This window comes from Nostoc sp. (assembly GCF_036919595.1).
Taxonomy (GTDB): Bacteria; Cyanobacteriota; Cyanobacteriia; order Cyanobacteriales; family Nostocaceae; genus Nostoc.
Genome location: NZ_JBALCO010000020.1, coordinates 1 through 15,172 on the forward strand (window position 1 = coordinate 1; position 15,172 = coordinate 15,172).

Below are 15,172 nucleotides of genomic sequence, written 5' to 3' on the forward strand. Positions count from 1 at the left end.
ATAATACTTGCTCGAAACAATTTATAAATTATTACCAAAAACTGGAATTAGAATAACCTTCAATCATACCACAAAACACTTTTGCAAGAGTTCTAGTGAAGAATCCACAGTCTTGAGTAATTGACCCGATTTTTTAACTCAGCACTCTTTATTCATTTATGACTCAACACGAGCGCACTTTTGTGTTAATATGCAAAAGAATCTCGGTTCTAGTGGGGAACAGCCATTAGAGGAAACGGGGAAAGTCCGGTGTAAATCCGGCGCTGTCCCGCAGCTGTAATCAAGGCCTGCCTTGTGAGTCAGAATGCCCGCCGAAGTTGACTTGTAAATTTTGTACATCTGCGAGGCACAGATAAGTATTTTTATGAAGATTTCTACAACTACTAGGCAATACAATCTCATAGCCCCACATATCAAGACGCTACAGGTTACAGCTTTCTATGAGATGGTAGGTTGTTAATTCTGGGAATATGCGCGATCGCTCGCACTAATTGTCTTTGGCGTAACTATTCCCGAAAAAGATGGATACGCTTATTTATTTAGCTAATGTTTAGGTTGAATAAATTCAATTACCTTCCACATCACCTGCAAATTAGTAGAGAGGGGGAATTCCACGTCTCTACAGCATGATATCTGCGGTTGAAACTTCTTTCTTGCGATCGCAAAATTAATCAACAAACAACATTTATATGCACAAAATTCCCGTCACAGTAATTACAGGATTTCTAGGCGCAGGTAAAACGACACTAATTCGCCATTTACTCCAAAATAATGAAGGGCGACGCATTGCTGTTTTGGTGAATGAATTTGGAGAAATCGGAATTGATGGCGAACTTTTGCGTGATTGCCGAGTTTGTGACGATGAAGAAGATTCCGACAGTAACATTGTTGAACTCACCAATGGTTGTCTATGCTGCACGGTGCAAGAGGAATTCTTGCCAGCGATGCAAGAATTACTGAAGCGACGGGCGAACCTTGACTGTATGTTGATTGAAACCTCTGGACTAGCACTACCAAAACCATTGGTGCAAGCATTTCGTTGGCCAGAGATTCGCACAGGGGCCACAGTGGACGGCGTAATCACTGTGGTGGATTGTGAAGCGTTGGCAACTAATCAATATGTAGGCGATTTAGCAGCTCTCTTAGCACAGCGACAAGCCGACTCTAGCATAGAACACGAAACACCGATTGAGGAACTATTTGAAGATCAGCTGGCTTGTGCTGATTTAGTGTTGCTTACTAAGAGTGATCGCGTTGATGAACAAACGCAAGTTAGGGTGCAGGATTGGCTAAAGCAGAGTTTATCTCCTGGTGTAAAAGTCATTCCTTGCCAGGACGGTAAAATCAGTAGCAATTTATTACTCGGTTTCAACGCTGCGGTAGAAGATAACTTAGATAGTCGTCCCAGTCACCACGACAACGAAGCCGAACACGAACATGATCAAGGGATTAATGCAGTGCAACTACTGTTAGACCAAGCATTTGAGCCAGCTGTCTTGGTTAAACGCTTGCAAACATTGGTACAACAGCAAGAAATTTACCGAATTAAGGGATTCGTGGCAGTTCCGAATAAAGCCATGCGTATGGTATTACAGGGTGTTGGTAATCGATTTGACTACTTTTATGACCGGACTTGGCAACCCCATGAACCCCGTCAAACACGATTAGTGTTGATTGGACGGGAGCTTGAGCAGGTTCGCATTGAGTCATTGGTGTTGGGGGAGGAAGTGAATGCGACCTTCTAAAAGTGTCTGGCAAGGAAATTTTGGTTACTGGCAAAACAGCTTTATCCATAACAATGTGCTGGTAATCGGTTACACAGGATGGAAGGGATTTCAGTCATTTGGGCGGGGAGTTGTTATTTGTGATGTGGATACTCAAGTTACTCAGCCTACAATTACAAGTCTTGATACAGTTCCCTTCACCCTCCAATTTCTCCCCTCCGATCTGATTAAGTTTTACTTGCGCTCGTTTCAAGATTGCCAAGCTATATCGCAATCAATCTGCTCATCCATGATTTCATCAATTTTCCCAGCGATCGCAACATACAATCCCCATCAAGATATTCTTCTGGTGCTAAAAGCTGAACCTCAAATTGAGGTTAATTTCTTACACCAACTAAAAATTACTCCACCCGATTGCTACGAACAAGTTTGCAAGCGTTGGTCAGAGTTTAATCCAACCCTAATCCCCTAAAACTTACTTTACTTGTCAATGCTCAAACCAAAATCAAGCAATACTCTCAAACCTACTCGCTACCAAAATGCGGCGATAGATTATTACATGGGACTCACAAATTCCTGGCAGTTATCAAAAGGAGTTTAATCAAGATGACCCCAGAAATAAATACTCAAGATTGGCAACAAGCTTTTATCGCCACCAATATATTAGCAATTGGTTACAACGCTTGGATCGGTTATTTAGGGGGAGAACGTGGTGTCATAATTTGCAGTACCAACTCTCCGCATTTAGGTATGGCTGGCGAAACATTTAAAGCGCATTTTATCCCGCGTAAAAATCTCGCAGCTTTCTTAAATGCTTGGTTAGCAGCACCCGATACTGTACTGTTGCAAAGACATTTCATGAATGCTCATATTCTCGAATCTGTAGATAAGTATAATCCGCAGACTGATGTTGTGTTTTTGTTGGAGTATGGTCATCAAGCTGAGTTTTTCTATTTAACTAATCTACCAATTACACCACTGCAATGTTACCAAACTGTATGTAAAGAATGGGCAGAATTCCAACCTCAGCATACCCTCTTACTAAGAACAAAAATACAATGAGACTCATCCAAAATAAAAAATAAGCTTTCCGGTTTTATTACTTTGTCTCAATTGCGATATATAGAGCTTCAATAGCATTGTGAAAACTTTCTCTACCCTTGAAAAAACGGGTGTAAATGAAATTATACTGACTTTCATCAAATCTATATTTATAGCATTAATATTTCCTCCCTAAAATTATTGACATTAAATATTTTTTTGATTATGATTTTTGATCATTTCTGGTTTCATTCATTTCCTAACAAATCTCTGTAAGAGGACGTTTTAAATTCCGATAATGTATAGTTTTGCTGTTAATACTTTGGTTGATTGGATCTGAAAATCGAGATTTTATGCATTTACTGAAATGCCTCACTGTGCTAAGTATGAAAGCAAAAGACCCTTTTCAAATATTCTCTAAATAAATTCAATCTTCTCCTGACTATACTGTATGAAATTACGCTGGTTATTGTTGAGTTTAATTAGTATTTTGCTGCTATCCTCTCCTGCAAAAGGAACTCGATTAGAATCTTGGCACTTTGACTCTGCTCAAAATCAGCTTGACCTAACCACTGACTCAGGTATTCAACCTAGAGTTTTTTTAATTGATAACCCTAAAAGGCTTGTCATTGATTTATCGGGAACTATTTTGGACTATCCTACAACCAAACAAAACTTTGGTTCAGCAATTCGAGAAATTCGGATAGGACAGCTTGACCCCCAGACGACCAGATTCGTAATTGAATTAGCACCCGGTTACACTGTCTTTCCGCAAAGTGTAATAGTTAAGGGAGATTCTCCCTCTCATTGGGTGATCAAATTATCATCAATTGAAAAAGAAAAAATGCCTGCGACGGGAATTCTGGAATGGGGAATACAAACTGGGGAACAATCCTCTCAAACACCAATCTCTATTACTCCTAATTTCCAGAAAAAATCCCAACTACTCTTATTTCAACGCCAAGCGCCTTTACAAAATATTCCAGGTATTAATCAGCCCAGTCCACCAGATATACTCACTAAACCAGTCAATGCTTCTATGTTTGCTGGGGTAGTTGCTTTAGGTCAGGAACTACCAGAACTAAAATCTCAAATTAATGCCTTGATGGCTCGCTACAGTTTTCTCAAGCCGGGGATGTTTTTTGTGGATTTAGAGACGGGTAACTATTTGAATATTAGTGGTGACAGAGTATTTCCCGCCGCGAGTACAATTAAGTTCCCAATTCTGATTGCTTTATTTGAGAAAATAGACGCTGGCAAAGTTAAGCTAAATGACACCTTAGTAATGCGGCGAGACTTGGTTGCAAGTGGCTCTGGAGACTTGCAGTATCAACGTGTGGGAACCAAGTTGACTGTGTTGCAAACCATAAACAAAATGATTACTATCAGCGACAATACAGCCACAAACATGATTATTGACCGTTTCGGTGGTAAAGCAATATTGAATCAGCGGTTTCGCAGTTGGGGACTGAAAAATACTGTAATTCGTCATTTGTTGGGAGACTTCAAGGGAACTAATACGACTAGTCCCGCCGATTTGGTGCAATTGTCAGCATTAATTCAGTATCACAAGTTAATTTCAGATACAAGTCGCTCCCAGGCATTAGATATCTTAAGTCATTGCCATAACAAAAAGTTGCTGGCTGCTGGTTTGGGTTCGGGAGCGCTAATTGCTCATAAAACAGGGGATATAGGGTTTGTCATTGGGGATGCAGGTATTGTTGAGATGCCCAATGGCAAGCGTTACTTAGCAGGAATTTTTGTGAGAAGACCTTACAATGACACCAGAGGTAGGGATTTTGTTCGTCAAGTTTCTCAGTTAGTATATATATACCTACAGCAACCGAAATTAACCCAACTACCTTAAGGATATCTGGATTAAACTGTAGCCTTCACAAAGGATGTTATAAACGTAACACACCCGACGAAAGTTGGTTTTTGTTAAATCCACAATGTCTGCAAAGTACCCTGTACTAAAGTCAGGAGATTTCTTTTATGGGTGTTAATGGTAGCACCAGTATATATTCCATATTGCGTTAGTGATATCGACAATTGGAATATTTCTCAAAATTGTTAACAACTAAATTTGCATCTAGACAGCAACTATGGTAATCTGACGTATAACTGTCGGTTCTGGTGGGGAGCAGCCACCAGAGGAAACGGGGAAAGTCCGGTGTAAATCCGGCGCTGTCCCGCAGCTGTAATGAGACTCATGTCTCAGAGTCAGAATGCCCGCCGAAGTTGGCTAGTCAGTTCTAAACGTCTGCGAGGCACAGATGAATAAAAGTATAAATATTTCTCCCACTATACAGTGTCATTTCTTTAAAGAGCCAGAGATTCGCTATAGATTACGGCTTGCTACGAAATTATAGACACTGGATTTAAGCTACAAATTACACCTCCTAGTTTTTCTCAGCCTCATCATCTGAGCGACTAGTTATTTATTGCCAATAATTGGCAATAAATATATTGCGGCAGTCAGTGACGCTAGACTTCAGCTTTGACAACGCTGAATGATATCTGCGATTCAGATTTATTCCTACACACTTCAAAATTAATGCTTGACAAACAACATACTTTATTTGTTTGCACAACCTGCGCCAGCGTGTGGCAAAACGGTAAACGAGTTGGTATTAGTGGAGGCGAACAACTTCTACAGCGGCTTCAGGAACTCTCACAAGGTTGGGAATTACAAGAAAAATTCTCAATTCAGGCAGTTGAATGTATGAGTGCCTGTAACCGTTCTTGCGTCATTGCATTTGCAGCAGAAGGAAAATCAACCTATCTTTTTGGAGATTTACCAGTTGATGGTTGTGCATCTGCTGTACTGGAATGTGCGAATCAATACTATACCAAGTCTGATGGTTTATTGCCTTGGTCAGAACGACCTGAACCTTTGAAAAAGGGTATTTTAGCGAAGATTCCGCCACTAAATAAGTGGGCAAAATTAAACATAAGTTGTTGTTAATTGATGACTGAGTAAATTTCCCAATTTCCAATATTAGTACCTAAATCATTAATCTTCAAAGGAACACAAAGCAATGCAGATTCAAACAGCAACATTAGGCTATCCCCGTATTGGTAAAAATCGGGAAGTTAAGAAAGCACTAGAAGCATTTTGGAGTGGCAAGCTAGAGGAAGAGTCATTATTACAAACCGTGCGACAAGTTGAGGAATCTAACTGGAAAACACAACTTGAAGCCGGAATTGATCGCATTGGGATTGGAGACACAACTCTCTACGACCATGTACTTGACTGGATATTTCGTTTTGGGCTAATTCCTGAAAGATTCCAAGAATTTAGTGGGTTAGAACGCTACTTTGCAATGGCGCGAGGTCGAGAAGGAGTTCCAGCGTTAGAAATGACCAAGTGGTTTGATACTAACTATCACTATCTCGTCCCGGAAATTGCAGAGAAAACATTATCAGTAGACTTTAGTGACTTTTTAGAACGAGTTAGCCGCGCTCAAAAAATATTAGGTAAACGGGCAATTCCTCTTATAATAGGCCCCTGTACTCTTCTTCGCCTGAGCAAGCTAGAACTAAATATTGACCAAGCGGTATCAAAGTTCATCCCGCTTTACATCAACCTTCTCACTGAATTAAAAAATCTGGGAGTAGAAGAAGTACAAATACATGAACCTGCACTTGTTTTAAGTGATGCTAATTCCTGGAAAGAACACTTCCAAAAAGTTTATCAATCACTTTCGTTAGTTGGAATACCTCTACACTTGGTTACTTACTTTGATGATTTGGGGGAAACCTATCCTTGGGTGATGGAATTACCAGTCAGCGCAATTAGTTTAGATTTCACGCGAGGACGGAACTTAGAGTTAATTAAAAATTACGGTTTCCCTGAAGATAAGCGTTTGGGAGCAGGGGTTGTAGATGCCAGGAATATTTGGCAAATTCGCCCAGAAAAAGTTATTCCGTTGTTAGATACGATAAAAAGTTTAGTTGCAAACTTTGATGTACAACCATCAGCTTCTTTGCAATTTGTTCCCTACGATGTGAAACGAGAAAAACGATTGCCAGAAGCACTACGTGATGTCTTGAGTTTTGCTGAACAGAAACTGCAAGAAGTAGTAATTTTAGCAAAAAATATTCTGGATGATGATACCAAAACTGAAATACAATTAATTGCTGATAGACAAAATAAATTTTATCAGTTTAGTCCAGTCAATCAGTCAGTTCAAGAAAGACTAAAAACTCTAAAGATTGATGATTTTCAGCGCTCATTATCCTATGGATTGCGGCTTGACTCCCAAATTCCTCTGCCTCTGTTCCCGACAACCACAATTGGTTCTTTTCCCCAAACTTCTGAAGTTCGCCAACTCCGGGTACGCTACAAACGAGGTGAATTGAATCAGTCAGAATACGAAGCTGCAATTGATGTTCAAATTGCTGAGAGCATTAAACTACAGGAGGAATTAGGGTTAGATGTTTTAGTACATGGTGAATTTGAACGCACCGATATGGTGGAATTTTTTGGACAGCAGTTATCCGGCTTCGCTTTCACTGAAAATGGTTGGGTGCAAAGCTACGGTAGCCGTTACGTGCGTCCGCCAATAATTTATGGTGATGTGGTTCGCACTGAACCAATGACGGTACGTGAGTTTAAAGTTGCACAATCATTGACTGAAAAACCTGTAAAAGGGATGTTGACGGCTCCTGTAACTATCTTAAATTGGTCTTACCCTCGGACTGATGTTTCCAGAGCAGAACAAGCTTTCCAAATTGCTTTGGCGTTGCGGGATGAAGTAGCGGATTTGGAAGCGGCTGGTGCAAAGGTAATTCAAGTAGATGAACCAGCGCTACGTGAGGGTTTACCCCTGAAGATTGAGCGCTGGAATGAATATCTATCTTGGGCTGTAGATGCATTTCGGTTGGCGACAGCAGTAGCCCAACCCCAAACCCAAATTCATACGCACATGTGCTACTGCGAATTTGGTGACATTATCAAGGATATTGAACGATTAGATGCCGACGTTATTTCGATTGAAAATAGTCGCAGCAATAATCAAACTTTGCGAGAAATAACAGAGGGTGGCTACTCACATCAAGTTGGTAATGGAGTTTATGACATCCATAGCCCCGTTGTCCCGACAACTGAACAGATTTTACAGCAATTACGGACTGGAGTTGCTAATTTACCCGTAAAACAAATTTGGGTAAATCCAGATTGCGGTTTGAAAACCAGGCGATGGTCAGAGGTGATTCCGGCTTTAAAGAACATGGTGGAAGCAACGAAAGTTTTGCGGGAGGAAATTATTACCTCTAATAAGAGTAACTAACAAGCCAAGATCAACCTTACCAACATTTTACTAATTGGCTAGACTGCTTGGAAAGATTTTTTAAAACCTGGGCGGGGATGTGTGATTTGTCATCTTAATAATGAGAAAGGAAAATTTGGCACGATCGCACTTTTAGGGTTGAGGGATTAGCACCCAATGTTCTCTAACAAGATAGCGATCGCACTTTCACCATTACATGCATTTGGTCGTTGGGTGTTTAAGCGTTGGTTGGAAAATCCGAATTTATGCAAAGCGGTACTTAGTGTGTTTTCCCTGCAAAAAAACTCGGCTTTTTGTTTTAATCTCGTCAAATTTTTAGTTATACAGGTTGTTTAGATCATAAATGTCTACTAATTTTGTTGCAAGTTGGAAAATCCAAGTTTTTGTGTCTAAATTGACTGTCCTTTTGGGTGTGTTATGCGGTAATTACAACACCATAGCCACAGAAGTTACACCAATATCAGAGTTTCCCCAACACGAAGGTAGTGCAAAAGACCTACAACCAGTTGCAGAACTCACACCTAAAAAGACTCCAGCAGCAACAAACAAACCAGAAGGAATTGTTCAAAATCCTCCAGCATCCACACAAGAACCCGATATTGAACTAACAGTCATCGACAAGTTATTGAACGAACCCGTTTACTCACCCTTTCGCCGCGAGGGGACAGTGAAAGATTCTACCCGTCCGGTTTATGTGATTACCGGTGAAGAGATGGAAGCCCAAGGTGCTAGAACTGTTAGAGAAGCGCTAAAATTTCTTCCAGGTATCTTGCCTGATGGTACAGTTGGCACAGAAGTAAACGCCTTAAGCGGTCAATTTATCCGAGGTTCTAACTCTGCACAAGTCTTAATTTTGCTTGATGGTAGACCAATTAACGATTTAGGTTCCGGTGGTTTTGACCTTTCAGAATTTACTACCAATATTGTTGAAAGAGTGGAAGTGTTACCAGGTGGTGGTTCTACCCTTTATGGTTCTGATGCTATTGGGGGAGTGATTAACATTATCACTCGGCGTCCCACAGAAAAAGTGACAACACAAGCAGGTGTTAATTTTGGCGCGTATGGGTTAAATCAGCAGACTATCAATAGTAGCGGGAAAGTCGGCGATATTGGTTGGGTTGTAGGATATAACCGCACCCAAGCAAAAAATAACTATCCTTTTTCCATCCCAGAAGCTAACTTTCAGGGAACCAGAGAAAACAATGATGTTCTCTACAATAACTTTAATGTCAAGTTAGAGGCGAATTTAGGTTCTCGCAATACCGTAACCCTCTCAACCCTATATTTAGGTAAAGACCAAGGAGTGCCAGGAGGAGTTCCCATTCCTGAACCATTATATGGTCAAGGCTATTTTAACTCGTTGACTCCTAGCGATCGCAAATACACAGACCAAGTTCTCACCGATTTAACCTGGAACTCAAAATTAGGAAGTGGGGATGATTCACTGCTAACAGCAAGAGTTTACGCAGATTTCCTTAACACTCGCTATGATAGTCAGAATTCATCCCAAGCACGATATGATAATCGGCAAACTTCTTATGGATTGCAAACACAACACAGTTGGAAATTTGCTAATAATCAAACCCTAGTTTATGGCTTTGATTACCGCAATGTAGCAGCTACTAACAGTACATTTGACTTTTCTGTTAATACAAAAACAGTCACTTACGACGATAGTATTAGTCAAGGGGCGCTATTTGCTAGATATGAAATTAACTTTACTCCTGGTTTCACTGCCAACTTAGGTTTACGCCAGGATTTTAGCAGCTTGACAAATGGTTCATTTACATCACCGAGTCTCGGGACAAAATTTGCAGTTACTGAGTCTACCACCCTGAGAGCTAATTATGTCAGGAATTTCCGCGCACCGAATCTTTTTAGCTTATATGCGAATGGTGGTAGTTACGTTGGTAATCCTAATCTTCGTCCAGAAAAAGGCGATAGTTATGATATCGGAATTGACCAGAAGCTAGGCAATTTTGGTCTGTTACGCTTGACCTATTTCAACAACACAATATCAGATTTGATCGCCTACAACTTTGCTGTACCCATAGCTACTTACGAAAATATTGGTCAGGTTCGCACTACGGGAATCGAAGCAGTTTTAAATTTGCAGCTAGCGAAGAATATCTATGCCTTTGTTAGTTATACAGCAAATGATCCGCGAATTTTAAAAAGTACAAACTCAGCCGAAGTTGGTAAAGAATTACGGTTCGCCGGTGCAGATAGTTTAAATGCAGGACTTTCTTATGAAACTCGTCAAGGTTTATATGCTGGAATCCTAATGCATTCTTTAGGTGCGTATCCAATAAACAATACCAATACAGAATCTTTATCTGGGTACACTACTTTTGACTGGAAAATGCGGGTTACTCTCAGTGATACATTAGTGTTAACAGGCAGTGTAGATAATATCTTTAACCATAGATACCAACTATTCCCTGGTTTTCCTGATGGGGGGAGAGTTTTTCAAGTTGGTTTGAGTTCAACGTTCTGATGCAATAAGGTGACTAATATAAGGAAAATATCTTATGGCTGAATTCAATTATTGGGTAACACCATTAAATCAAGTTATAACTGAGGCTTTATCTACGGAAGGGTCTATTAAATATGAATATTTTGATTGTGGGAGTGATGTTTTGTCATCGCTACTTTACACTTTATTTCAGCAAAATTGGCAGCAAATAGGGGTAGGGCATATTGTTCAAGGAGGTGTATTAGAATTAGAATTTAATGCTCCACCCAAAATTTGTATCCTTTATGATGGATATCTCACAGTAGTTACAGAAGGCTGGCATTTGCATCTATGTATTGAGGCTAATTTAGGTGGACCTCATTGTAAGACTCCTTTGGAATTAAGGCAACAACGTCAAGTAAATCGTGCTGCCTTTTATCGACGGTTTAATGCAGAAGGTATCCCTAGAAGCTGGGGAATCGATTTTTGGAATGGTGCAGATGAAAATCTCATGACTATTTTCTTGCCAAATCCATATGTAGAAGGTGAAAATTTATTGCCAGAAGGTAAGCCTAACTTATCAAAGTTAACTCTTTATCAGGAACTACGATATCTATGTATTGGGAAACAAACCTATACCATTTACCAAAAATCCCCTAAAACATTCTTATATCTCAGTTTGCACTTCAACTCGCTGTCTTCCTTCGCGGAAATCGCAACCCACATTTGATGCTTTAAAATCAGCAGTGGAAAAAGCAGGTGTGGAAGTGGAGGTGAGAACATCTGGGTGTTTGGAAGTTTGCCAACTAGGGCCAGTTGTATTTTATTCAAATGATAGAACTTGGTACACTCGTGTTAACCAGAATGTTGCTGAAATTATTGTTAATGAACATTTAGTAAAAGGTAACAAAGTTACTGAATACCAATATCCACCAGATTCCGTGTAGTTTATCCTTTTTTTTAATCTCACGCAAAGATATAAATCAATTTTTATTTATTTCATCCTTTTTTATTTTAATTCTTTGCGTGAAAAAAGTAATATCTTTTAAAATATATGAAATTCATAAAAGTTCCTCACTCAAAAGCCATAGTTTTTCTATGTCAATTACTTTTAATAGCAACTTTAATAGTTGCCTGCAATAGTACAGTAATTAACATATCTACTAAGACCAACAATAACGCCTGTATTCAAAAATATGACCTCAAAACTGATTATTTCCCCAATAAAATCAAGATTACCCATGCAACAGGCTTGGCAGTAGAGTATCATAAACACTACAAAGTCGTCACAATCAAAAACCCTTGGCAGAATGCCAAGACAGATTTTCAATATGTTTTAGTTCAATGTGGAACTCCTACGCCCCAAGGATTTAATCAAACACAGGTAATTACAGTACCGATAAATTCTATAGTCTCTCTTTCAACTACTCATTTACCGCACTTAGCAAAGTTAGGAGTAGTTGATAAATTGATTGGCGTTAGTAATAGTAAGCAAGTAAATACTCCTGATGTGGTAGAAAGAATCAAAGCTGGCAAAATATCACAAATAGGTAATAATGACAATGTGAATATAGAGAAATTATTAGAATTAAATCCTGACTTGGTAACAACTTATGGTACTGGAAATTCCCAAACTGATAGCTATGCCAAACTTACAGAGGCGGGTTTAAAAGTGGGGATAAATGCGGAATATATGGAAGACACACCATTGGGAAGAAGTGAATGGCTGAAATTTACGGCTTTGTTTTTTAATAAAGAAGAAAAAGCAGAAAAAATCTTTAATGAAATTACTCATAAATATGGAAAAATAGCTCAAGAAGCCAAATCTGTAAAAAATAGCCCGACTGTATTTGTTGGATTTGACTTTAAAGGAACTTGGTATACACCTGGGGGCAAAAGTTACGTAGCCAAATATCTGGCTGATGCAGGAGCAAACTACCTCTGGAGTGATGATAAATCATCTGGTAGTTTACCTCTATCTTTTGAAGTTGTTTTAGAACGTGCGGCTAATGCTGATTACTGGTTAAATTTTCGTCAATCTTGGAAGAGTTTAAAAGATTTAGTTGCGGAAGATAATCGTTATGCTGATTTTAAGGCTGTAAAACAAGGAAATCTTTATAATAATAATGCCCGTGTCAATGAAAGTGGGGGTAATGATTACTGGGAAGATGGTATTAGTAACCCAGATATCGTTTTATCTGACTTGATTAAGATACTGCATCCAGATATATTACCTAATCATCAACTATTTTATTACAGAAAACTTATTTAATAATGTTAATTAAAAAATCCAAATTTAAAATTCCCCTACTAAAGCAAAAAGCTCTAGCTATAAAAATTATTATTTTCTCAAGTTTGCTGATAGGTTTAATGTTTGCCTTTTTATTGGACTTAACTTTAGGTTCAGTTGATATTCCCATTAATGAAGTAGTAAAAATTTTGCTAGGACAAGAAATAGAAAAAGCGACATGGGCTAATATTATTCTCAAATTTCGTTTACCTAAAGCTTTAACTGCAACTTTAGCTGGTGCTGCTTTAGGTGTGAGTGGCTTACAAATGCAAACTTTATTTAAAAATCCCTTAGCAGGGCCTTTTATATTAGGAATTAGTTCTGGTGCAAGTTTAGGTGTAGCGTTAGTTGTACTGACAGCTAGTGCTACAACACCAACATTATTAGCAGATTTGGGAATAATTAGTGATTTTGGTTTAGTCATAGCTGCAAGTCTCGGTGCAGGATCAGTTTTAGGAATGATGTTAGTTGTTTCTCGCCGAGTGCAGGACACAATGACACTACTGATTTTAGGTTTATTATTTGGCTATGCTACGAGTGCAATTGTCAGTATTTTGTTGCAATTTAGCTCAAAAGAACGTATTCAAAGTTATATAATGTGGACTTTTGGTAGTTTTGCCGGGGTGACTTGGAGACAGTTAGTTGTTTTAATTCCAGTTATACTTTTGAGTTTATTCTTAGCAGTGCTGCAATCAAAATCTTTGAATACACTATTACTTGGTGAATCTTATGCACGTAGTCTAGGTTTAACGGTGCAAAAAACCAGATTTTCTATTATTACTAGTGCATCTATATTAGCAGGTGGAATTACTGCTTTTTGTGGTCCCATAGCATTTTTAGGTGTGGCAATTCCCCATCTGTGTCGTAGTCTGTTCAATACTTCCGACCATCGAATATTAATCCCTAGTGTAATAATCATGGGTGCAATATTAGCGCTAATTGCAGATTTGTTTTCCCAACTTTGGGTAAGTCAGATGGTTTTACCTTTAAATGCTGTCACCGCTTTAATTGGAACTCCTGTTGTCACTTGGGTAATTCTGCGGCGTAACTCCCAAAAATCTTTTCCCTCATGAATGATGCGATTTTAACAACTCACAACCTGACTATTGGTTATAAGACATCCCGAAAAACTGTTCAGTGTATTGCATCGGATATTTCTGTATCTCTCTTAGCTGGGGAACTGGTTTGTTTACTTGGCCCCAATGGTGCGGGTAAATCTACATTACTGCGATCGCTCGCCGGAATGCAACCACCCATAGCAGGCCAAGTGCGACTCTTGGGAGAAAACATATATCATTTAAAACCACAAGAATTAGCAAAACGTCTGAGTTTGGTACTCACTGAGAAAGTTGATGTGGGAATGCTATCAGCGTACACCTTGGTGAGTTTGGGGCGATATCCTTACACTGACTGGTGGGGAAATTTGACACCCCAAGATGAAGCTATAGTACTTTGGGCAATTAAATCTGTAGGAGCAGTACACTTAACACAACGCCAAGTTAGCGAATTAAGTGATGGTGAACGTCAAAAAATTATGATTGCGCGTGCTTTGGCTCAATCACCTATTATTATGTTACTTGATGAGCCAACAGCATTTCTCGATTTACCGCGACGGGTAGAAATTATGCAATTGTTGCGCCAGTTAGTACGGGAAACTAATCAAGCAATTCTCCTTTCTACCCATGATTTAGATTTAGCTTTGCGGATTGCAGATAAAGTTTGGCTATTATCAACTAATGGTCTTTTACACGTTGGTGCACCGGAAGATTTGGTATTGAATGGTGCATTTGCTGATACTTTCCGTAGTGAAGGTGTAGAGTTTGATGTTGCTTCTGGTGAATTTCATCTCCATACATCCTACAAAAGAGAAATTAATTTGACAGGCGAGGGGATTGCGTCTGTGTGGACTGTTCGTGCTTTAAAACGTGCAGGCTTCCAAGTTAATCAAAATAAAAATGGGTTACCAGTCTCAGTAGAAGTGATAACAAAATCTAAACAAGTTTTGTGGAAAATCACAAACAGCCAGAGTGTGTATACTCATCATTCGTTGTATGAAATGATTAAATTTTTGGATTGTTTATAAAAATGCTGTCCCATAAACGTTATCAAAATTTGCACTAATGGATGGCTATAAAAGGGAGTAGCAAGAATAGTAAATGCAAAAATAAGTTTATGTTATAATGGTAATCATTGCAGTTGATTAATTATTGCTTGCTAAAAAAGCGTTGCAATGTTTATAGATTACTTTTAGACAAGTTTTAATTCTGTTTTGGAATCTGACTTTTCCCGTTAAGTCTCTTTTGCAAGCTGCCAACCCTCACAGAGATCGTGTAATTTTAACCAACCTCGCCACAGTACCTGGATACCA

11 protein-coding genes, 1 pseudogene and 2 riboswitches are annotated in these 15,172 nt (G+C 39.0%); all 12 genes and pseudogenes read left to right on the top strand.

Translation table 11 applies throughout. The annotated features are described in order from the left end of the window. Positions 1 to 187: 187 nt before the first annotated feature. Positions 188 to 330, top strand: a riboswitch (cobalamin riboswitch). A gap of 359 nt (positions 331 to 689) precedes the next feature. Continuing rightward, positions 690 to 1,745, top strand: coding sequence for a cobalamin biosynthesis protein CobW (cobW, locus tag V7K21_RS03010; protein ID WP_335171390.1), 1,056 nt, complete (start codon positions 690 to 692; stop codon positions 1,743 to 1,745). Beyond that, positions 1,732 to 2,196: a hypothetical protein gene (locus V7K21_RS03015; RefSeq protein ID WP_335171391.1), complete on the top strand. Its 465-nt coding sequence runs from the start codon at positions 1,732 to 1,734 to the stop codon at positions 2,194 to 2,196. Before cobW ends, V7K21_RS03015 begins: the two co-directional genes overlap by 14 nt. Before the next feature lie 134 nt (positions 2,197 to 2,330). Further along, positions 2,331 to 2,786, top strand: coding sequence for a hypothetical protein (locus V7K21_RS03020; protein WP_335171393.1), 456 nt, complete (start codon positions 2,331 to 2,333; stop codon positions 2,784 to 2,786). Between the two features lie 430 nt (positions 2,787 to 3,216). Next, on the top strand, positions 3,217 to 4,632 hold the full coding sequence (locus tag V7K21_RS03025; protein ID WP_335171395.1) for a serine hydrolase: 1,416 nt from the start codon (positions 3,217 to 3,219) through the stop codon (positions 4,630 to 4,632). Positions 4,633 to 4,875: 243 nt separating this feature from the next. Further along, a riboswitch (cobalamin riboswitch) is annotated at positions 4,876 to 5,019 on the top strand. A 303-nt stretch (positions 5,020 to 5,322) separates the two neighbouring features. Then, entirely contained in the window at positions 5,323 to 5,733 is a 411-nt protein-coding gene (locus tag V7K21_RS03030) for a DUF1636 domain-containing protein (protein WP_335171397.1), read from the top strand. A gap of 73 nt (positions 5,734 to 5,806) precedes the next feature. Then, a complete protein-coding gene (gene metE / locus V7K21_RS03035) occupies positions 5,807 to 8,059 on the top strand; it encodes a 5-methyltetrahydropteroyltriglutamate--homocysteine S-methyltransferase (protein WP_335171399.1) in 2,253 nt (750 codons plus the stop codon). A 156-nt stretch (positions 8,060 to 8,215) separates the two neighbouring features. Beyond that, positions 8,216 to 8,395, top strand: a complete 180-nt coding sequence (locus V7K21_RS03040) for a hypothetical protein (protein ID WP_335171400.1) — start codon at positions 8,216 to 8,218, stop codon at positions 8,393 to 8,395. Positions 8,396 to 8,402: 7 nt separating this feature from the next. Next, positions 8,403 to 10,556, top strand: a complete 2,154-nt coding sequence (locus V7K21_RS03045; RefSeq protein WP_335171402.1) for a TonB-dependent receptor plug domain-containing protein — start codon at positions 8,403 to 8,405, stop codon at positions 10,554 to 10,556. Positions 10,557 to 10,590: 34 nt separating this feature from the next. Next, positions 10,591 to 11,461: pseudogene (locus tag V7K21_RS03050) on the top strand ((2Fe-2S) ferredoxin domain-containing protein). A gap of 107 nt (positions 11,462 to 11,568) precedes the next feature. Beyond that, entirely contained in the window at positions 11,569 to 12,786 is a 1,218-nt protein-coding gene (locus tag V7K21_RS03055) for an ABC transporter substrate-binding protein (protein WP_335171405.1), read from the top strand. Positions 12,787 to 12,788: 2 nt separating this feature from the next. Continuing rightward, positions 12,789 to 13,877 (top strand): iron ABC transporter permease, encoded by a 1,089-nt coding sequence (locus V7K21_RS03060; protein WP_335171408.1) that lies wholly within the window; start codon positions 12,789 to 12,791, stop codon positions 13,875 to 13,877. After that, positions 13,874 to 14,887 (top strand): ABC transporter ATP-binding protein, encoded by a 1,014-nt coding sequence (locus V7K21_RS03065; RefSeq protein WP_335171411.1) that lies wholly within the window; start codon positions 13,874 to 13,876, stop codon positions 14,885 to 14,887. The genes V7K21_RS03060 and V7K21_RS03065 overlap by 4 nt, the downstream gene beginning before the upstream one ends. Positions 14,888 to 15,172 lie beyond the last annotated feature (285 nt).

Bases quoted from the DNA above. Each gene is read 5' to 3' on its own strand.
- V7K21_RS03030 (WP_335171397.1), top strand. From the start codon at position 5,323: ATGCTTGACAAACAACATACTTTATTTGTTTGCACAACCTGCGCCAGC.
- V7K21_RS03020 (WP_335171393.1), top strand. From the start codon at position 2,331: ATGACCCCAGAAATAAATACTCAAGATTGGCAACAAGCTTTTATCGCC.
- V7K21_RS03025 (WP_335171395.1), top strand. From the start codon at position 3,217: ATGAAATTACGCTGGTTATTGTTGAGTTTAATTAGTATTTTGCTGCTA.
- V7K21_RS03065 (WP_335171411.1), top strand. From the start codon at position 13,874: ATGAATGATGCGATTTTAACAACTCACAACCTGACTATTGGTTATAAG.
- V7K21_RS03060 (WP_335171408.1), top strand. From the start codon at position 12,789: ATGTTAATTAAAAAATCCAAATTTAAAATTCCCCTACTAAAGCAAAAA.
- V7K21_RS03015 (WP_335171391.1), top strand. From the start codon at position 1,732: ATGCGACCTTCTAAAAGTGTCTGGCAAGGAAATTTTGGTTACTGGCAA.
- V7K21_RS03040 (WP_335171400.1), top strand. From the start codon at position 8,216: ATGTTCTCTAACAAGATAGCGATCGCACTTTCACCATTACATGCATTT.
- cobW (WP_335171390.1), top strand. From the start codon at position 690: ATGCACAAAATTCCCGTCACAGTAATTACAGGATTTCTAGGCGCAGGT.
- V7K21_RS03055 (WP_335171405.1), top strand. From the start codon at position 11,569: ATGAAATTCATAAAAGTTCCTCACTCAAAAGCCATAGTTTTTCTATGT.
- metE (WP_335171399.1), top strand. From the start codon at position 5,807: ATGCAGATTCAAACAGCAACATTAGGCTATCCCCGTATTGGTAAAAAT.
- V7K21_RS03045 (WP_335171402.1), top strand. From the start codon at position 8,403: ATGTCTACTAATTTTGTTGCAAGTTGGAAAATCCAAGTTTTTGTGTCT.